This is a genomic window from Paenibacillus sp. OV219 (assembly GCF_900110075.1).
Lineage (GTDB): Bacteria > Bacillota > Bacilli > Paenibacillales > Paenibacillaceae > Paenibacillus_Z.
This window is the reverse complement of the sequence record NZ_FOCJ01000002.1, coordinates 215,390-234,107: the sequence shown is the minus strand read 5'-3', so window position 1 is coordinate 234,107 and position 18,718 is coordinate 215,390. Positions and strand designations below refer to the sequence as shown.

The window sequence follows — 18,718 nt, the reverse complement described above, 5'->3', positions numbered from 1 at the left end:
AAAAACGTGAAGACGTTTAATCCTTCCAGAATAAGTCTACTTCTCAATTCGACAAGGGAAGCCAATTTCCTGCAAACAATTAGATATATTTGCCGATTTTGACTCTTACTCTGCCTTTTTTAGTTATTCCTTCAACAACAAGCACCTTGAAACGCCCGAGCCCTTGCATCGAGACGACATCGCCTTCCGCAAGTGGAGTGGACGGATCCTCCTCCACTCGCCAATTCACTCGGCATCTGCCAGCGCGAATCGGATCAACGATCTTCGTTCGGCTAATCCGGTGCACGTCGCTTGCGATACCATCCAGACGCAAAGAAGCCACCGACAGATTCATCTCTTCCATGGCAGACACTGCCGGCTGCAGCTTCACAAGCGGCAAAATTTCCGTCAGGACATGAACGCGGTGGACTTGACGCAGATGAATATTAATATAATCGGCGATCTCCTCCATAACGAGACAATGACACTTATCCTCGTGGATGTGCAAATCACCGACTCGGTCACGCTTAATGCCGAGTCCGAGCAAGGAGCCCAGATAATCTCCGTGATCAAGCTCCAGATGGCCCTTTGTATCGCCGGATACTTCAATCAAGGCAATACCTTCCGACTCATCGTCGAGATAGCGATAGTCCGGCGCGATAATAGCTCGTCTACGTTCAGCGCCTTCGTATCCTCCGAACAGCTTGAGTTGTACTCCCTGATTCCGGTTAACAAGCATCGTTACGATCTCCGCTTGTCTCGGATCGAGAAAATCAGTCTTCTTCATTTCATGCAAATTCGCTGCTCGCTCCACCCATTCTTCTGCACGGTCAACGAATGCCCGCTCATCCGGATGAAAGTGAACAAAAATTTCGTTCTTCATACGATCATATCAATAACCGAAATCAAGCCAAGCGCGACGAAACGAAGTGCGAATAGCGCAACGATCGGCGAGATGTCGATTACTCCGCCAATGGACGGAATAAATCTGCGGAATGGCGCTAAATACGGCTCAACAAGCTTACTCAACAGTTCGCCGATGAAGCTATCGCGCAAGCTAGGCAACCACGATAGCAGGACGTATGCAATAATCATATACGTGTAAATTTGGGATAGATTCAATATTAGGCTTGCAATGTTCAACTTACGGTCACCTCATTTTTTTGTAGTCTTGCTCATCGACCAGCATTTCGGATATCGCGCCTTGAATCTCCACCGTATCCGGTGTGCAAAGAAAAATATTCGTACCCACCTTAGAAATGCCGCCGTTCAGCGCATAGATCGTTCCACTTAGGAAATCAACGATACGCACCGCCTGATCGGAGCGAACTCGCTGCAAATTGACGACGACCGAGCGATGTGAGCGCAGGTGATCGGCAATTTCTTGCGCTTCCTCGTAGGAACGCGGCTCATTCAGTATGACGCGGACATTCTTCTGCGAATGAATGCTGACGATATTATTTCCCTTTGCAGTTTGTTTACGTGCCTCGAAAGGAGAAGTTTCAACTTCTTGCTCTTCTTGGTTATCGATTCGCTCACGTTCTACGACTTCTTCTTCGTCTTGCAAGCCGAGAAAATTCATGAACTTGTTCATCATTTCGAATCGCCCTCTTTCTATTAGGTTCGTGCAGCGCCTTCATCACTGCGGGTGCAGCTAGCTCTTCCCGACAAGCACCGTTCCAAGTCTTAGCCATGTAGCGCCTTCTTCGACTGCAACCTCGAAATCACTAGACATGCCCATCGACAAACCTGTTATTGGCTTGCTCAGCACGCCGCTTTGATTCAATTCATCTCTTAGCTGCCGTAAGCCCCGAAATACGGGACGCGACTGCTCGCCATCGCTGTCCAGCGGCGCCATCGTCATCAAACCGACAGGCTCGATGTGCGAGTATGCAGCCAGCTCTTTAGCAAAGTTCCCGAGATCCTCCGGTTGCAGGCCGTGCTTGCTATCTTCCCCGGAAACGTTCACCTGAATAAAGCAAGGTACGACAATGCCCAGCTGCTCCGCACGGCGTTCAATCGCCTGCGCTAATGACAGCCGGTCCAAAGAGTGTATGTATGTGAATTTCCCGACGACATCTTTTACTTTATTCGTTTGAAGCGATCCGATAAAATGCCATACAGCTTGTCCAGCCGGCGAATTGTCCGAGCTCTCATCCCAATTCGTCCCTGTAATGGCATTCCACTTGTCCGAAGCATCCTGCCAGCGGTTCTCGCCCAAATGAACGATGCCCGCTCCCAGCACTTGCTGCGTCTGCTGTACACCCACATACTTGGTAACAGCGATAAGCTCAATCTCCGAGCGCGTTCTGCCGCTTCTGGTACATGCCTCGGCGAGCCGCTGCTCTACATAATCAATTCTTTGCAATAAGGTCACGCTTCAAAATCTCCTTCTCTCATACCGATCCAGCTAGCCATTCTTCCGGTCGCGCCGCCTTCCATTCGATGCGAGTAGAAGACATCCGTAGAGCAGCCGGTACACCACTCTGAACATTCGATATGGCTCGGCAAAATTCCTGCTTTTATCATAATCTGTCGGTTCAATTCTTTCAAGTTTATCCTAGCCTTGCCTGATGTGGTCGGTTGTACCAGCGTGGACTCATCCAGCTGTAGCTCCTGAATGATCGGTTTCACGCGATCGAGCACAACATCATTCACCTCATAGCAGCAGATGCCAATCGACGGGCCGATCGCACCGCGTATCGTTGCAGGCTCACAACCGAAATTCGCCACCATCGCTTCGACCGTCTTGCAGGCGATCTCAAGCACGGTGCCTTTCCAGCCAGCATGCGCCAGAGCGACGACTTCCTGTACGGGATCGTAGAAGTAGAGCGGGACACAATCCGCGTAGAACGAAGTTAAGAGCACATTCTTCTCATTCGTAACAAGCGCATCCGTATCTTGCAGCGCGCCTGCACGGCTGTCCTTGCCCTTGCCGCGGTCTTCCGCACGCACAACATGAACATGGTTGCCATGGACTTGCTCCGCGCATGTCCACGCTTCGAACGAAAGCCCGAGTGCTTCCGCGATGAGCTCACGATTGCGAATGACATCCTCATCCGCATCCCCAACATGCAGCCCGCAATTTAGCTCATGCCACGGTGCTGCGCTTACGCCGCCATCTCTTCCTGTGAAGCCTGCCGTTAATCCTTCGAACCCGTTCGTCCAGTCAGACAATAAAAAAAGCGAAGGCGTCTTCGCTGTATGTTCATTCTGTGCATCACTCGATCGTACAAATGGTTCCTTAATCATCTGTTTCACCTCAAATTCCAGTTTACCATGCAAGCAGCCTCCCTTGCGAGCGCTCTGGCCCATCAGGAAGGCTGCTGCCTCAGTGCCTCATATCGAGCTTGCCGGCTTTAACGCACCTGCACATCGTCCTCTTCCGCACGGTATACCTTCGCATCATCAATACGCACAAGTACGACATCCGTTCCGATCTTTACAATATTCCGCCAGGGGATGATGACATCGGTACCGCCGCCGAACAAACCAAAGAAACGGGAATAATTCGGCACGACGATCGAATCAATTCGCCCTTGGCGCAAATCCAGCTCCAAATCGCTAACCTGCCCAAGCTTACGGCCGTCCACAATATTAATGACGTCTTTCGTTTGAAAATCGGAGATTTTCATATTCACCGTTCACCACGCTTCCAATAGGGCTGTTCTTCCAGCAATCGCTTCTGTTATTACTATATGTGCCTAATGGGCAAAATGTCCTGCTTGGCAGTAATTAAGCCTTTGAAGCACGCAAAAAAACGGCGCAGTGCGCCGTTTCACGTTCAGGTCTATTAAGTTTTAACATGCTTCTGCATTTGCTGTATGGCTGACTTCTCCAGCCGGGACACTTGTGCTTGCGAAATGCCGATCTCGTCGGCCACTTCCATTTGAGTTTTCCCTTCGAAGAAACGCATAGACAGTATCATTTTTTCACGTTCATTCAGTTTGTGCATCGCTTCACGCAGAGCAATTTCTTCGATCCACGATACATCCTTGTTTTTATCGTCGCTAATTTGGTCCATCACATAGATGGGATCTCCCCCATCATGATAAATCGGCTCGAACAATGATACCGGGTCTTGAATGGCATCGAGCGCAAAGACAACATCCTCTTTTGGAACATTTAGCGCTTCGGAAATTTCAAAAATCGTCGGCTCCCTTGAGTTTTTGTTCGTTAAGCTGTCACGCACCTGAAGCGCCTTATACGCAATATCCCGCAAGCTGCGCGATACGCGAATCGGATTGTTATCCCTTAAGTAACGGCGGATTTCACCGATAATCATCGGAACAGCATAGGTCGAAAACTTAACATTCTGACTGAGATCGAAATTGTCGATTGCTTTCATGAGGCCGATGCAGCCGACTTGGAAAAGATCGTCGACGAATTCCCCACGGTTGTTAAACCGTTGAATCACACTAAGCACGAGTCTCAAGTTGCCATTGACTAATTTCTCTCTTGCTGCCCACTCATTCTGTGTTTGCAATGCGGTAAATAGCTCGCGCATTTCCGCATTCGTGAGGACAGGCAGTTTCGCGGTATCCACTCCACAAATCTCGACTTTGTTTCGGGTCAACGTGATTACCTCCCAAGGAGAAACATTAATGTTCAGTATCTCCTCGAGACCCCAATTTATTCCCGATTCGACAAGAAGAAACACGAACCGAGCTATGCATAAATAGAGAAAAAAAACAAGCCCCGGCGGATTGCCGAGGCTTAACTGCATCTGTTATTTATCTAGATACAACCATTGAATCTGGAGCTTCTTCAGCAGCTCTGTATGCTTGTTGCCTTGCTCATTAATATCAACCGCGCCAACGAATACAACCTTGCCTTGCTTCAAGTCAGCAATAATGACTTTCGTTGTATCGCCATCCGGTGTTGCCATATAAAGACGGTCGCCATAGACAACGACATTCGATGTAGGTAAATAAGGAATTTCGAATGACCGCACCGATCTGTCCGAAGTGCTATATATCTCCACGTTCGTACCCGCTCCACCACTCGCGAGTTCAATGATCGAATCTCCCGAGACGTAAAACTGTGCGTTTTGCGAGCTGGTTGAATTCGAGTTGCTTTGAGAAGTGAATGCAGGTACAGCGTCTGTCTTGCCTGATGCAAGATCGTACGTGAGAATCGCTTGCTCCGAGCTTTCCACAACCTCATTTCCTTCTTTGTCCTTCGCAAACTTCTGCGTCACCTGCTGGTATACAAGCAATTCCGACGACTCCGAAGTTTGGGATGACTGAATGAAATTATAAGTTACGATTCTCCCGTCAGCTAACCGTTTATCGGCTAGCAATACACGATCTTCGGCGATGCTCTTCTTGTTCAAATCAATCGTGTAAGAATGAATCTCCTGACCAGGGGTATTCTGCTGGTTACCACTAGCTTTTTTCAAATTGTAGGTGATGACAGTCATCGTTTGACCTTTCACCTGCACATCTGAGGTGGATATCCAGTTGTACTTCTCCTGCTTAGGGATTGAGGCAGTGAAGCTAATTTTATCGTTGTTCTTTAAGTCCAATACAGTTACACTGAGCCGGTAATTCCTGTTATTCAAGTCATTGCCACCCTTAATGTCGGCATATGCCAGTACCTGCCCGTCCTGATAGAAACCGTTATACGTTTTCTTCCCGCGCATAAAGTTTCTGTGATCCTTCAGCATTTGCTGTAAATCCGGACTATATTTGAACATTTCGTTCTCTCGGAACGAGTCGAAGAAGGACTTCTCTTGGAAGTACAGACTGCCTTTCGCATTGATTTCTAGTGAACCGTAATCCTTCGATTCACCTTGAAGCACAAGCGATTTCGCTTCGTTGTCGTCACCAGAAACGGTCAAGAGCTTGTATTCTGGAAAGCTCCTTGCAGCCGCCGTCACGTAATAGGTACCAACGCTTCCTAAGATGAAGATGACGAGCAGAATGGAGAACCAATAGCGTTTCATTCGTTGTTAACCTCCTATACCGAAATCTTCTTATTCATTAAGAAGAAGCTAATCATTAATGACAGGGCGCCGATGAGAGCAGCAATAATGAGCTCAATGGTGAACAGCTCTACCGGATACAAATAATCATATTTGGGCCGGTTCGTAATTAAGATTGGTGCGCACATGAGCAGAATTGCGATGCCAATATAGATCAGCCCGGCAAGAATGCCCTTTAATCGGTAGCTGCGTTCCAGCAGAATAGCCGTGAACAAGATGATTACGAACACTGCGCCACCGCCATACCACAAAATAAATTCGATAAAGGTGTGCGGAATCAGGATACGCAGCAGCGAGTGACCTTGAATTACAGTCATCATAGACTCCGCGCCCCCTCTCAAAGCTGGATCAATAACTGATTTGTACAAGCTGTACTCGAGCGGCAAAATGAGCAGTTGGAACGATACTAGCCCTAGCACAAACAGCAGTATGGCGCTCAGTTTAGCCAAATACATATTTCGTCTATCTGTCGGCAGCATCAACAACCGGTAAATAAACATGTTCTTGCCTGTCCATTCCCTATACCAGATCAAGAAGATATACAGCGCAAGAGCGCCAATGCTGAGTGCGATAGGGGCGAGAAACCATAAATTCGCGCTGCTTAGCAAATTCGAGAAGCTATTAACGCCATGTTCCGCAACAAATTTGGTGTACGTATCTGTTGTCGGCCCCATACGGTCCTGAACATAAGTCATATACTTGCTGCTTTCATAGTAAATGCCGAACCCTTGCATAAGCAGCGTTATAGCGAAGAGCGATAAATACAGCTTCCAGAAACGGGCTACCTCCATATGGAGCAGCTTTAAGTAACGATTCATCCGTGGTACACCTCTCTCATAACATCCATAACCGACTTGCCATGTTCCATTCTCATATCCTCACAGTTAAATTGACGAGTAACAGTCCCGTTGTCGATTAGCACGACTTCATCAATCAAATGCTCAATATCGTTGATTTCATGCGTTGTTATGATGACGCCTCGATCTTCAACAAGCTTGCTCGTGAATACCGATGCAATCTGCTCGCGGCTGAAAATATCGATGCCAGAGAACGGTTCATCCATCAGCACGTAATCTACATCAAGCGAAAGGCCGTGCAGCAGGTTCAGCTTTGCTGTGTTCCCTTTGGATAGCTCAGCGATACGGTCCGTCCGTTTAAGCTTGAAGAAAGTAAGCATCTCTTCTGCACGCTCTTCGTTCCAGCTCGCATAGAAATCCTTCATGAATTGCATGCTAGCCCCAACCGTCATGTTCGGTGGCATCGTTATATTGTCAGGCACATACGTGATATGTTCGTAAATATGTTTACCGATTGGCATCCCGTCAATGAGAATGCTCCCACCGTCGATTGGCGTAAGTCCCATGATCGCCTTTAGAACGGTCGATTTGCCCACGCCATTGATGCCGATGAGGCATGTGATGTTTCCTTTATCCGCTGTGAACGATACGTCCTGAAGCACTTTTTTGCGACCGTATTTCTTGCGGACCGATTTCAGTTCGATCATGCTTGCTCCTCCTTCGCGCCTTGATTATAGGTGCTCTCCACTTTGTTTTTAACGATGGCGAGCAGCTCTTCAACCGGTACCTGAATCTTAGCTATAGATAATACGAACGCATCAACTGCGTCAGTAATCAGTTCATTCCGAATGAGACTTAATACATGCTCATCTGTCGTTATGCGGCTTGGCGAATTCCCCTCCGTAACAATCAATGCTTGTTCCTCCATTTCTTTGTAAGCCTTCTGTGCCGTGTTTGGGTTAATCTTCAGCTTACCTGCGATTTCACGGCGTGACGGTATGATCTGGCCCTTCTCGAGCCGTCCCGTCGCTATCTCTTCTTTGAAATACCTGACTACTTGAAGGTAGACAGGATCGCGGCTGTTAAACTTCAACTCCGCACTGCCTTCACCAGCTTGCATACGCTCCAACTCCGTCTTGTTAAGTGTGTGTACTACTTAGTTCATACACTTCATACGTGTACTATACCCGTAATACACTTTGGTGTCAACCATCGGTATCCCCTAAATATAAAAAGCACCGCTTCCTTATTCAGGCAGCAGTGCTTCATGTTCATTATTTAAAGGCTGGAACGATCGCACCTTTGTATTTGTCTTCGATAAACGTCTTCACTTCAGGCGATTGCAATGCTTCCGCCAAAGCTTTCATCGCTTCGGAATCTTTGTTGTCCGGACGGGCAACGAGAATGTTCACATAAGGGGAATCTGCACCTTCGATGAATAGTGCATCCTTCGTCGGTACAAGACCCGCTTCAAGCGCATAGTTCGTGTTGATCAGCGCTAGGTCTACCTCGTCAAGCACGCGAGGAAGCGTAGCTGCTTCAACTTCTGTGATATCGAGTTTCTTCGGATTGTCAACGATGTCGTTCACAGTGCCGGAGATACCAACGCCGTCCTTCAGCTTGATTAGGTTGTTCTTCTCCATGAGTGCTAGTGCACGACCGCCATTGGATGGATCATTCGGGATAACGACCTTCGCGCCTTCCTTCAGCTCATCAATCGACTTGATCTTCTTCGAATAGCCGCCAAACGGTTCGATATGAATGCCTGCAACACTTACGAGATCATAGCCTTTATCTTTATTGAATTGATCCAGGTAAGGAAGGTGCTGGAAGAAGTTTGCATCCAGTTGCTTCTCATACAGCTGTGTGTTTGGTTGTACGTAGTCGTTAAACTCAACCACTTCAAGGTTAATGCCTTTCTCTTTCAAAGCTGGCTTAATGAAATCAAGAATTTCTGCGTGCGGTACCGGCGTAGCGCCTACTTTCAGCGTTACTTCCTGCTTCGCGCCGTTACCTTCTGTTTGGTTGTTCGCTGAGTTGCTCGCATTGTTGTTTTTGCTGCCGCATGCGGACAGTGCAACGACAATGACGAGGAGCAGCATCGCTAGACTTGCTTTTTTCATCTTTCATTCCTCCATCAGTATGTCTCTCTCTATGTTAAATCCTTACTTCCGGCTAAATCGGCGAACCAGATAGTCGCCTACCATCTGCAGGAGTTGAACCAAAATAATAAGGAGCACGACCGTTACGATCATAACGTCGGTCTGGAAACGTTGGTAACCGTATCGAATTGCTAAATCGCCTAAACCGCCAGCACCAATTACCCCTGCCATCGACGTATAAGAAACGAGTGTTACGGCCGTTATCGTAATCGCTGCTAATAATCCTGGTCTTGCCTCTAACAGAAGCACCCGCGTGACAATTTGCCTTCTGGATGCCCCCATGGCTTGAGCTGCCTCAATGACACCACGATCTACTTCACGAAGAGCCGTTTCCACAAGTCTTGCGAAGAACGGTGCTGCCGCAATTACAAGAGGAGGTATTGCCCCTTGCACACCAAGCATCGTTCCGGTTAACCATTTCGTGAATGGCATGATCAATATCATCAAAATAATAAACGGAACCGATCGAAGGACATTCACAACGAACGACAGCAGCCTGTAAACAATCGCTTGCTCAAGTAATTGCCTGCGTGAGGTTAAGAAAAGAACAATTCCTAACAGCATCCCTAAAATAACTGTGAACACAAGAGATAAGACAAGCATGTGAAGCGTATCCCTCGATGCCTCCCACATTTCGGACCAATCCACATTTTCAAATGACGACGACATTTTCAGCATCATGACAGATCACCTACTTCCAATCCTTTGTTACGCAGATCCGCAATGACTTTCTCGATGTCACCATGATCGCCGAAAAACTCAATGACTAGCTGGCCATAAGGAGTGTTTTTCATCCGGGAGACTGTTCCTTGCAAAATCGTAAATTGAACGGAAGTCGATTTCACAGCATTGAACAGCAGTGGCTCATAGGTGATGTCTCCGACATAGTTGACCTTGATTAAGCGTCCGCTACGCGATGCAATCAGCTCTCTTGGATCGAAGGAATCTGCGATTTGGCTCACAAAATCCTTCGTCACCGGATGCTGCGGCTTCAAGAACACATCCAGTACATCGCCCATCTCAACCACTCCGCCACCATCAATTACGGCTACGCGGTCACAGATCGAACGAATGACATGCATCTCATGCGTAATCAGCAGAATCGTAATGCCAAGCTTCTGGTTAATGTCCACAAGCAGCGACAAAATCGAGTTCGTCGTTTGCGGATCAAGTGCGGAAGTCGCCTCGTCACAGAGCAGTACATCCGGGTTGTTCGCTAATGCGCGCGCAATGCCGACCCGCTGCTTCTGACCGCCTGAGAGCTGTGCAGGAAACTTGTCGCCATGCTGCTCCAAGCCAACGAGCGCAAGCAGCTCGTCCACTCGCTTCTTCATCTCCGCCTTAGATAATTTCGCAAGCTTGAGCGGAAACGCAATGTTATCCCGCACCGTTGCCATCGAAAGCAAATTAAAATGTTGGAAAATCATGCCGATTCTGCGGCGCTCATGCTGCAGCTGCGTAGTCGACAGCTTCGTCAGCTCAACGTCGCCGACCTTAACCGAGCCTGTTGACGGACGCTCCAGCAAATTGACGCAACGCAGCAGCGTGCTTTTGCCCGCGCCGGAGTGGCCAATGATGCCGAAGATTTCACCTTTATCTATCGTAATGCTTACGTTACTTATTGCTTCTACAGCTGTAGAGCCGCTACCGTAAGACTTGCTTATGTCTCGAAGCTCAATCAGTTTTATTACCTCCTGCCGTCCATTAATCGTAAGTAATGGTAGAATTCCCTGCAACTGCTATTCTCAACCTTATATAAACCGTCTACAAACAAGCAAATACGCCTTCAGCCTTCTGTCTAGGCGAAGCCGTTCTGTGTGAACAAGTGAAAACGGCTGTCGCCGTCCTTTCGGCAAAAGCTTACGTTTCGCGGAGACATTATAGAATATTAAACGGGTGAAATTTAAAATTCTATAATGTGAACAAATTGCATTATAAACAAAATCGCTACAGTCTGTCACTGGAATTGAATGTAATTAAGCGCAAAAAAAGCCCACTTTACCCTATTCACGGGGTGTAGTAGGCTTTTGTTCACGAATTAGACCATTTTATTGAACTCTTTGCGTAATCGTTTAATAATCCTCTTCTCCAGCCTGGAAATATACGACTGCGAGATGCCGAGCAGGTCCGCAACATCCTTCTGGGTCTTCTCATCCCCGTCCGCAAGCCCGAAGCGAAGCTCCATAATGATTCGTTCCCGCTCAGTCAGCTTATCGAGCGCCTTGTGCAGCAGCTTACGGTCCACCTGCTCCTCGATATTGCGATATATCGTATCGTTCTCCGTCCCGAGTACATCTGAGAGAAGCAGCTCGTTACCGTCCCAATCGATATTCAGCGGTTCATCAAACGACACCTCTGTGCGCGTCTTGCTGTTGCGACGCAGGTACATCAGAATCTCGTTCTCAATACAGCGGGAAGCATAAGTCGCCAGCTTGATCTTCTTCTCTGGATCAAATGTATTGACCGCTTTAATAAGACCGATTGCACCAATAGATACCAAGTCTTCGATATGAATGCCTGTATTCTCAAACTTACGTGCGATATAAACGACTAGCCGCAAATTGCGTTCGATGAGCATCGCTCGGATCGCTGAATCTCCAGTAGGCAGCTTCTCCAGCAAGTACTCTTCTTCTTCGCGGGTGAGCGGTGGAGGCAGTGCTTCGCTTCCACCAATATAATAAATTTCCTCGCTCTTTAATCCGAATAAAAACAAAACACGATAATAGTATAACTGAAGGATTAGTTTCCATTTGACGAGCATGCTGCTCCATCCCTTCCCGAAGTACTATGAATGGTTTCGACCGTGACGCTTCGATTTTGAAGTAGTGACGGATGGATAATGGCCTGGTACGTGCCGTCATGAGTCAGCTTGCCGGCATCTAGGCCAATAAGCACTTTCTTGGATTCGAACAATTCCCCTTCCCGGTCTATCGTTACAAGATCGGGCTTAATGGCAAGCATGAATTGCGCACCTCGGTTAACTCCGCGGTAAGGCACCAGCCTCAGCCGATCACGCCATATGAAAGGCTCCTCATCTGTCATGCTCGCTAACAGTTTATCGACCTGTGCCTCCCGAATCTGATGAATCCAGGAAGCAGGCAACACATCCTGCCACACCGCGGCCTCCATCACCATGACAGGTGTTCGTGTCAACGGTTCATACAACTGATTACCTGTGTCGATGAGTCCCGTGCAGGTATGCTCCACGCCATCAACTCTTACTTTCACCTCCGCAAGATGAGTAGTGACCAGATTACGCTCCTTACGCTGCGTCATCACAGAACGGTAAATGTAATAGCCGACACCGACAAGACAGAAGACAAAGAGCATGGAAGATTTGAGCATGAAACTTGGGGATCCGTTTACGGTAACAACCGTTTGCCACAGCTTATTCGAGCTATTCATCAGCAAGTAATGCGCGCCGAGGACAGCCCCTGCCGCTGCAAAGTTAACGCCGTAGAAGGCACCTACGTTGCGGACAAAATGCTGTACGCTTCCAAATCCGAACGCTGTGAGCAGCATTGCAAACGAAAGGGCAATCTTGATGACAATCGTAAACAGAAACGATAGCGGCGGAAAAACAATCAGAATGGCGTACAACGCGCCGATTATCGCAGCAAGCAGCACACGCCACCATTTCGCCCGAATGCTACGCACCCAAGCGGTCAGCAGCAGATTGGAGCCGTCAATGAGCAGGTTGACCATGAATAATACGTCGATATAAACAGCATCCAGCGTATTCACCTTCCTGCAGCATTTCGTTTAACTTTCCAGCTCTTAAGCGCTCCATAGCGAGGATATGCGGCTTGTGTCTAGTATAGTTAAATCCTATTACAATGTCTGTCTAAACATGCCGTCAGGAGCGATCTTTTTTTGTCGATGACGCACCAAACCAGCGTATATGTGGACGTTTGGTTTGGGTGCAGAGCAATTGGTTTGCGTTCACTGGCGGCAGACAGGGAATGCAGCATTTGCTCAATCAACAAACCGAGTACACGAAAAAAAGCCCCACTTTCGTAAATGAACGAAAGTGAGACTCATATTATTCTTATTGCTATAAACGCTTATTAACGATCGTTGCGGCGGTTGCGCAGGAACGCTGGGATATCCAGCTGATCGCTCGATACCGTGTTGCCAAATGGCTTCGGCCCTGTGCTTGGTGCTGATTGACGAGGTACTTCATTGTTGACGGTATTCGTTTCAGCAGGCTGTCCAGCTCCAGGACGGCGAACAGATGCAGATGCTGAAGAAGTGTTCTCAAAGCCTGTTGCGATTACGGTAACTTTGATCTCTTCCTTCATGCTCTCGTCAATTGATGCGCCGAAGATCATATTCACATCAGGATCAGCTGCTGACATTACGATCTCAGCTGCTTCATTCACTTCATAAAGCGATAGATTATTGCCGCCGGTAATATTCATAATAATACCGCGTGCTCCATCAATAGATGCTTCAAGCAATGGACTCTGAATCGCCTTCCGAGCAGCTTCCGTAGCACGATTCTCGCCAGTTGCAAGACCAATACCCATGAGGGCTGAGCCACGCTCTGTCATGATCGTCTTCACGTCAGCAAAGTCGAGGTTGATTAGACCCGGGGTAGCGATAAGGTCGGAAATACCTTGCACCGCTTGCTTGAGCACGTTATCCGCTTCGCGGAACGCTTCAAGCATAGGAGTCTTCTTGTCGACGATTTCAAGCAATCTTTCGTTCGGAATGACAATAAGCGTATCTACTTTTTCCTTGAGTGCTTCGATACCAGTCTCAGCTTGAACGGAACGTTTGCGTCCTTCGAACATGAAAGGTCTAGTAACGACACCAACCGTCAACGCGCCGCATTCACGGGCAATCTCAGCAATGACAGGAGCTGCGCCAGTTCCTGTGCCGCCTCCCATGCCTGCAGTAACGAACACCATGTCCGCGCCTTTGAGTGTATTCATAACCGTCTCACGCGACTCTTCAGCCGCTTTCTTGCCAACTTCCGGATTCGCACCGGCGCCAAGACCGCGTGTCAGCTTATCGCCAATTTGCAGCTTCTGCTCCGATCTAGCAAGGTGCAATGCTTGCGCATCTGTATTTACAGTAATAAATTCTACGCCTCTGACGCCATTCTCAATCATTCGGTTGACGGCATTGCTGCCACCTCCGCCAACGCCGATGACTTTGATTTTGGCCATTGATTCATTCTCGAAATCAAATTCCAACATCCTTACATATCCCCCGATCAAATAAATTCACTAAACATCGTTTTTAGTCGTTCGAATAGACCAGGCTTTGAGGGCGAACTCGGTGAACTCGCCTTCCGGCTTACGCTCTTCTTGGGGGCGGAGACGGTACGGCCTCGCATATACTTCGAAACATATTGGATCATCCCTACTCCGCTCGTGAAAGCAGGGTCGCGTACACCGATATAATCTGGAACTGCAATACGTACTGTCGATTCCAGCTCATGCTGAGCCAGCGAAAGCGTACCCGGCATCGTAACCGTTCCGCCTGTCAGCACATATCCGTTCACTTTGTCAGCGTAGCCAAGACGGCGAACCTCTTGGCGAATCAAGTGGAAGATCTCTTGCATACGCGGTTCGATAATGTTCGCAAGGTCTACTTGAGAGAATTCCTTCTCCATATTGCTTCCCATGCGCATCACTTTGAACTTCTGATCTTCGGCTGCATCATCAATCATGGCGCAGCCAAATTTCTGCTTAATCTTCTCTGCCTGATCAGTTTGAGTGCGAAGACCATAGGAAATATCGCTTGTTACATACTCGCCGCCTACAGGCAGCGTTGATGTCGCGACGATACCACCTTGCTCAAAAATTGCAATAGTACTCGAGCCAGCGCCTATGTCGGCAAGGACAGTACCCATCATTTTCTCATCTTTGGTCAATGCCATCTGACCGGATGCCAGTGACATAAGTATGATCCCGGCAATATGCAAGTTAGCTTTCTCCACACACCGGGCTAAATTATGTATCGCTGTTTTGGCCCCGGTTACTACTGTGGCTTCGACTTCGAGTCGAACGCCAATCATGCCTCTAGGATCAGATATGCCTTCGAGTCCGTCAACCAAGTATTGCTTAGGTACCAGATTAATAATCTCTCTCTCTGGAGGCAGCGCAACTACTTTAGCCGCCTGCAACACGCGTTCAATATCTTCTTCGCCGATTTCACGATCTTCATTCGAAATGGCTACAACGCCGTGATTCGTCTGCAAGCCGATATGATTGCCCTGAATCCCTACGTAAACATCAGATATTTGAATACCGACCATCCGTTCGGCATGATCCACTGCATTACGAATGGATTGTACCGTTTGGTCGATGTCGACGATTGCTCCTTTGCGAATTCCTTCCGAGTCGGCAGATCCAACTCCAATAATATTAATGACTCCGTTATTCACTTCGCCAATAATAGCACGAACCTTGGATGTACCGATGTCCAAACTAACGATGATGTCATTGCTGCTCACCCACTGGCACCTCCGTTTCACCAAATAATAGGGTCTTCATACACTCAAAACAATCCATACTGCGATCTACATCTCTAGTACATTCAACGCAGTATCCAGTATCCCTCTTTTTTCTACAATTTTTTCACGATTTATTGTGTATCCAGCCCATGCGTCTGGCATGTTCTGGTTATTGGAGTACCGAAAAAATGCAAAAGGGGCAAATAAAGCTGCATAAAAGAAATTCTATCATTCTTTCAAGCTATTGAGTAGTCTCTTTTTGCTGAATACCTTGATTTTCTGCGTCTTCCGGGGTGAAAGAAGCGTATTTGTCCGCAAGCAGCATCGTAACAAGACCAGGAGGCTGAATCTCGATGACGGCATTCAGTGTCGGAATCTTCTCAGGCAGCAAAGAAACAGCTGTGATGACCTCAAAGCGCGTCCTTGTGTAGATCTTAATTCGGTCTGGGTATGACGGCGATGGTGACGGCTTAATCTCGGAGAAATCAGTTATGGATTGTTCTGGAATCTTTGCAAGTGTTTTGCATAATTCAGCAAGAACAGGGTCACCATCCTTCCATCCGGACAAGATCGGTTTATCGACAATACTGTCGGATCCTGCTGCTATGCTCGTTCCATTCGCCAACATCGCGGTCAGTTCGCTGTTTTTCGATAAGGTGTAGGCGACTGTTTTGAACTCCATCACTTTAATCGTCACACTGCCCGGGAACGACTTCGTTACTTTCACCTCTTCGATCTGCTTCAGCTGACGAATCCTTGATTCGATCTTGCCTGCAGTTGTACCGAAGAACGCGTCGCCTGCCGCGATGCCCGCCGTCTTCCGAATCGTATCCGCCGACAGGAAATGCTGGCCTTCAATCGTCACGGTTGAAACTTTGCTGATGGATGAATTAAAGAAGAGTACGCCAAGGATAACAATAAAAAGTAAAAAGAGCACCGCTAACAGCTTCTTGCCGCCTCTGCGCCGCTTCTCTGGCTCCCGCAGCACGGGCATCTTCTCTTGCATGGCTTGTCCCCTCTTTGTATAAATGTGAGGGCGGCATCTAGCCTAATCAGCAGGCAATAGCCGTCCACACACATGCTGTATCTTGTTGGCATGATCGTTAAGGCACGATTGGGTTGCTTTCAACTGGTGAGTAGCGGGTAATTCGGGCACCTAACCGTCCCAGCATCGATTCAATCCGGTCATAGCCGCGATCGATATGATGCACCTGCTCAACGACCGTTTTTCCTTGTGCAGCAAGCCCTGCAATGACGAGCGCCGCGCCAGCGCGCAAATCTGTTGCTTCTACGGTAGCGCCGTACAATCTGGAGACGCCGCGGATATACGCGGAGCTGAGGTCCACACGAATATCGGCTCCCATTCGAGAGAGCTCATCGACATGCTTGAACCGTCCTTCAAAAATCGTCTCCTTCATAATACTTACCCCATCGGCAAGTGCAAGAAGCACCATAATCTGTGATTGCATATCTGTTGGAAAGGCAGGATACGGCGATGTCACGATGCGGTCGACTGCTTTAGGCCGTACCGCTGCGCCTACTTTGATTATATCACCGTCTACTGCTATTTGAACACCTGTGCGTCTAAGCACATGGATGAGTGAGGTTAAATGCGAAGGACATGTATTAAGCAGCGTCACTTGACCGCGTGTTGCAGCTGCTGCAACCATAATCGTCCCGGTTACGATCCGATCCGGAATGACTTGATAGCGGCAAGGCGTCAGCTTCTCTACCCCTTCAATCGTAATTGTATCGGTGCCCGCCCCTATAATTTTGGCACCCATGCTGTTCAAGAAGTTCTGCAAATCTTGAATTTCCGGCTCTCTGGCAGCGTTGCTGATCGTTGTCAGCCCTTCAGCAAGCACTGCGGCCATCATAATGTTCTCCGTAGCTCCGACGCTCGGGAGATCGAGGTGAATCTCCGCACCTTTCAGCCGTTTCGCATAACATGTGATGCGGCTGTCTTCTTCAACGATCTGCGCGCCTAATTCTTGCAGCCCGCTTAGGTGCAGATCGATCTTCCTCTCTCCGATCGCGCAGCCGCCAGGCTGATAAATCGTTACTTCGCCAAATCTTGCCAGCAGCGGTCCCATAAGAAAGATGGATGACCGCATCTGACGCATAAGTGCTTCAGGAATGTGGGAAGAATGCAAGCTTGTCGTGTCGAGCTGGACCGTTTCGTCCACGTGCTCTGCCCGGCAGCCTAGCTCTCGCAAAATGTTAAGCATGACGTCAATATCAAGCAGTTTGGGTACATGCTCGATCGTAACGACTCCTTCTACCAGCATACTTGCAGCTAAAATCGGCAAAGCGGCATTTTTCGCGCCTTGGATAACAATGGTTCCTGAGAGTGGTTTCCCGCCTTCAATCACCAATTTGTCCAATTTATCACCTCCGAGTTACCGCTCACCCACTACGTACACTTCCGCCACCAGTTCAATTCCAAAATTTTGTTGAACGGTGCTTCGAATGATTGACATGAGGGTGAGGACGTCTTCAGCTTTCGCTTGCCCGGTGTTGACAATGAAATTGGCGTGCAATGTCGAGATTTCCGCTGCGCCTTGGCGCATTCCTTTCAATCCAGAAGCTTCAATGAGCCTTGCGGCAAAATCATTCGGCGGATTCCGGAACACACTGCCCGCACAAGCGAGCGTGAGTGGTTGAGTAAGCAAGCGACGCTGTTTATAAGCAGTCGTAGTGGCCGTTATATCTTTACGGTTTCCTTGCCCAAGCTCAAATACGGCTCCAATGACGATTCCCCGCTGTTCATGAAGACAGGAATGACGATAGGAAAACTCCATCTGCTCGGCATTGAACCGAACCAATTCCCCTGTTTCCAGCACAATGTCAGCTGATTTGAAGATACGTGACACATCCGACCCATGAGCGCCGGCATTCATATACACCGCTCCGCCTACCGAAGCTGGAATTCCCCCCGCGAATTCGAGTCCGGTGAGACCTTCCCTCGCTGATAATACCGACAGCTTAATCAGGGAATAAGCGGCGCCTGCATAAACGAACGTGCCATCAAATCGTGCATAGTCGAAGCCTTCGCCCAGCTGAAGTACGACGCCACGGATTCCTTTGTCGCTGATCAGCAAGTTGGAACCACGTCCGAGATTGGTCCACTGCACTCCATGCTTATGGAGCAAACGGATGACAGCTACCAGCTGCTCTTCGGTTTCGGGAATAATAAGTACATCTGCCGGTCCGCCGATCTTCCAAGTCGTAAAATCTGCAAGCGGCTTATTATAAGAGACACTTCCGGCGTCAATTTGGTTTAGTTCCGCCAAAAACTGCTCCATCTGCGTAAACCTCCTTCTGCGAT

General features: G+C 48.4%; 21 protein-coding genes. All 21 read right to left on the bottom strand.

The features are described from left to right. Positions 1 to 79: 79 nt before the first annotated feature. Positions 80 to 862, bottom strand: coding sequence for a YlmH family RNA-binding protein (locus BMY11_RS06855; RefSeq protein ID WP_090573748.1), 783 nt, complete (start codon positions 860 to 862; stop codon positions 80 to 82). After that, positions 859 to 1,122, bottom strand: coding sequence for a YggT family protein (locus tag BMY11_RS06850; protein WP_256217339.1), 264 nt, complete (start codon positions 1,120 to 1,122; stop codon positions 859 to 861). Before BMY11_RS06850 ends, BMY11_RS06855 begins: the two co-directional genes overlap by 4 nt. A gap of 7 nt (positions 1,123 to 1,129) precedes the next feature. Further along, entirely contained in the window at positions 1,130 to 1,576 is a 447-nt protein-coding gene (locus BMY11_RS06845) for a cell division protein SepF (RefSeq protein ID WP_256217338.1), read from the bottom strand. Between the two features lie 57 nt (positions 1,577 to 1,633). Next, positions 1,634 to 2,356 carry a YggS family pyridoxal phosphate-dependent enzyme gene (locus tag BMY11_RS06840; RefSeq protein WP_090573747.1) on the bottom strand — a complete coding sequence of 241 codons (723 nt, stop codon included), beginning with the start codon at positions 2,354 to 2,356 and terminating at the stop codon, positions 1,634 to 1,636. Continuing rightward, positions 2,353 to 3,231, bottom strand: a complete 879-nt coding sequence (gene pgeF, locus BMY11_RS06835; RefSeq protein WP_090574398.1) for a peptidoglycan editing factor PgeF — start codon at positions 3,229 to 3,231, stop codon at positions 2,353 to 2,355. The genes BMY11_RS06840 and pgeF overlap by 4 nt, the downstream gene beginning before the upstream one ends. Positions 3,232 to 3,338: 107 nt before the next feature. After that, a complete protein-coding gene (locus BMY11_RS06830; RefSeq protein ID WP_090573746.1) occupies positions 3,339 to 3,614 on the bottom strand; it encodes a YlmC/YmxH family sporulation protein in 276 nt (91 codons plus the stop codon). Positions 3,615 to 3,772: 158 nt separating this feature from the next. Next, entirely contained in the window at positions 3,773 to 4,555 is a 783-nt protein-coding gene (gene sigG / locus BMY11_RS06825) for an RNA polymerase sporulation sigma factor SigG (RefSeq protein WP_090573745.1), read from the bottom strand. A 153-nt stretch (positions 4,556 to 4,708) separates the two neighbouring features. Beyond that, positions 4,709 to 5,926 (bottom strand): hypothetical protein, encoded by a 1,218-nt coding sequence (locus tag BMY11_RS06820; RefSeq protein WP_090573744.1) that lies wholly within the window; start codon positions 5,924 to 5,926, stop codon positions 4,709 to 4,711. Positions 5,927 to 5,940: 14 nt separating this feature from the next. Beyond that, a complete protein-coding gene (locus BMY11_RS06815) occupies positions 5,941 to 6,783 on the bottom strand; it encodes a hypothetical protein (protein WP_090573743.1) in 843 nt (280 codons plus the stop codon). After that, positions 6,780 to 7,469, bottom strand: a complete 690-nt coding sequence (locus tag BMY11_RS06810) for an ABC transporter ATP-binding protein (RefSeq protein ID WP_090573742.1) — start codon at positions 7,467 to 7,469, stop codon at positions 6,780 to 6,782. The genes BMY11_RS06815 and BMY11_RS06810 overlap by 4 nt, the downstream gene beginning before the upstream one ends. Beyond that, complete coding sequence (locus BMY11_RS06805; protein WP_090573741.1) at positions 7,466 to 7,882, bottom strand: GntR family transcriptional regulator; 417 nt, start codon at positions 7,880 to 7,882, stop codon at positions 7,466 to 7,468. Before BMY11_RS06805 ends, BMY11_RS06810 begins: the two co-directional genes overlap by 4 nt. A gap of 154 nt (positions 7,883 to 8,036) precedes the next feature. After that, a complete protein-coding gene (locus tag BMY11_RS06800) occupies positions 8,037 to 8,885 on the bottom strand; it encodes a MetQ/NlpA family ABC transporter substrate-binding protein (protein ID WP_090573740.1) in 849 nt (282 codons plus the stop codon). Between the two features lie 42 nt (positions 8,886 to 8,927). Beyond that, complete coding sequence (locus tag BMY11_RS06795) at positions 8,928 to 9,593, bottom strand: methionine ABC transporter permease (protein WP_090574396.1); 666 nt, start codon at positions 9,591 to 9,593, stop codon at positions 8,928 to 8,930. 8 nt (positions 9,594 to 9,601) lie between these two features. Continuing rightward, on the bottom strand, positions 9,602 to 10,606 hold the full coding sequence (locus tag BMY11_RS06790; protein ID WP_090574394.1) for a methionine ABC transporter ATP-binding protein: 1,005 nt from the start codon (positions 10,604 to 10,606) through the stop codon (positions 9,602 to 9,604). Between the two features lie 356 nt (positions 10,607 to 10,962). Next, positions 10,963 to 11,685, bottom strand: a complete 723-nt coding sequence (gene sigE, locus BMY11_RS06785) for an RNA polymerase sporulation sigma factor SigE (RefSeq protein ID WP_090573739.1) — start codon at positions 11,683 to 11,685, stop codon at positions 10,963 to 10,965. Beyond that, positions 11,664 to 12,668 carry a sigma-E processing peptidase SpoIIGA gene (gene spoIIGA / locus BMY11_RS06780; RefSeq protein WP_090573738.1) on the bottom strand — a complete coding sequence of 335 codons (1,005 nt, stop codon included), beginning with the start codon at positions 12,666 to 12,668 and terminating at the stop codon, positions 11,664 to 11,666. Before spoIIGA ends, sigE begins: the two co-directional genes overlap by 22 nt. Positions 12,669 to 12,991: 323 nt before the next feature. Continuing rightward, positions 12,992 to 14,128 (bottom strand): cell division protein FtsZ, encoded by a 1,137-nt coding sequence (gene ftsZ, locus BMY11_RS06775; protein ID WP_090573737.1) that lies wholly within the window; start codon positions 14,126 to 14,128, stop codon positions 12,992 to 12,994. A 17-nt stretch (positions 14,129 to 14,145) separates the two neighbouring features. After that, on the bottom strand, positions 14,146 to 15,390 hold the full coding sequence (gene ftsA, locus BMY11_RS06770; protein WP_090573736.1) for a cell division protein FtsA: 1,245 nt from the start codon (positions 15,388 to 15,390) through the stop codon (positions 14,146 to 14,148). Between the two features lie 241 nt (positions 15,391 to 15,631). After that, positions 15,632 to 16,396: a cell division protein FtsQ/DivIB gene (locus BMY11_RS06765; RefSeq protein ID WP_090573735.1), complete on the bottom strand. Its 765-nt coding sequence runs from the start codon at positions 16,394 to 16,396 to the stop codon at positions 15,632 to 15,634. A 97-nt stretch (positions 16,397 to 16,493) separates the two neighbouring features. Further along, positions 16,494 to 17,774: a UDP-N-acetylglucosamine 1-carboxyvinyltransferase gene (gene murA / locus BMY11_RS06760; RefSeq protein ID WP_090573734.1), complete on the bottom strand. Its 1,281-nt coding sequence runs from the start codon at positions 17,772 to 17,774 to the stop codon at positions 16,494 to 16,496. 15 nt (positions 17,775 to 17,789) lie between these two features. Further along, the gene (murB, locus tag BMY11_RS06755) at positions 17,790 to 18,695 is read right to left on the bottom strand and encodes a UDP-N-acetylmuramate dehydrogenase (protein WP_090573733.1); all 906 of its coding nucleotides are present in this window, start codon (positions 18,693 to 18,695) and stop codon (positions 17,790 to 17,792) included. Positions 18,696 to 18,718: the final 23 nt, after the last annotated feature.

Coding starts and splice junctions, on each gene's coding strand:
- BMY11_RS06765 (WP_090573735.1), bottom strand. CDS start 16,396: ATGCAAGAGAAGATGCCCGTGCTGCGGGAGCCAGAGAAGCGGCGCAGA.
- sigE (WP_090573739.1), bottom strand. CDS start 11,685: ATGCTCGTCAAATGGAAACTAATCCTTCAGTTATACTATTATCGTGTT.
- BMY11_RS06855 (WP_090573748.1), bottom strand. CDS start 862: ATGAAGAACGAAATTTTTGTTCACTTTCATCCGGATGAGCGGGCATTC.
- BMY11_RS06845 (WP_256217338.1), bottom strand. CDS start 1,576: ATGATGAACAAGTTCATGAATTTTCTCGGCTTGCAAGACGAAGAAGAA.
- BMY11_RS06795 (WP_090574396.1), bottom strand. CDS start 9,593: ATGTCGTCGTCATTTGAAAATGTGGATTGGTCCGAAATGTGGGAGGCA.
- BMY11_RS06830 (WP_090573746.1), bottom strand. CDS start 3,614: ATGAAAATCTCCGATTTTCAAACGAAAGACGTCATTAATATTGTGGAC.
- BMY11_RS06805 (WP_090573741.1), bottom strand. CDS start 7,882: ATGCAAGCTGGTGAAGGCAGTGCGGAGTTGAAGTTTAACAGCCGCGAT.
- murB (WP_090573733.1), bottom strand. CDS start 18,695: ATGGAGCAGTTTTTGGCGGAACTAAACCAAATTGACGCCGGAAGTGTC.
- pgeF (WP_090574398.1), bottom strand. CDS start 3,231: ATGATTAAGGAACCATTTGTACGATCGAGTGATGCACAGAATGAACAT.
- BMY11_RS06800 (WP_090573740.1), bottom strand. CDS start 8,885: ATGAAAAAAGCAAGTCTAGCGATGCTGCTCCTCGTCATTGTCGTTGCA.
- BMY11_RS06820 (WP_090573744.1), bottom strand. CDS start 5,926: ATGAAACGCTATTGGTTCTCCATTCTGCTCGTCATCTTCATCTTAGGA.
- BMY11_RS06815 (WP_090573743.1), bottom strand. CDS start 6,783: ATGAATCGTTACTTAAAGCTGCTCCATATGGAGGTAGCCCGTTTCTGG.
- ftsZ (WP_090573737.1), bottom strand. CDS start 14,128: ATGTTGGAATTTGATTTCGAGAATGAATCAATGGCCAAAATCAAAGTC.
- BMY11_RS06810 (WP_090573742.1), bottom strand. CDS start 7,469: ATGATCGAACTGAAATCGGTCCGCAAGAAATACGGTCGCAAAAAAGTG.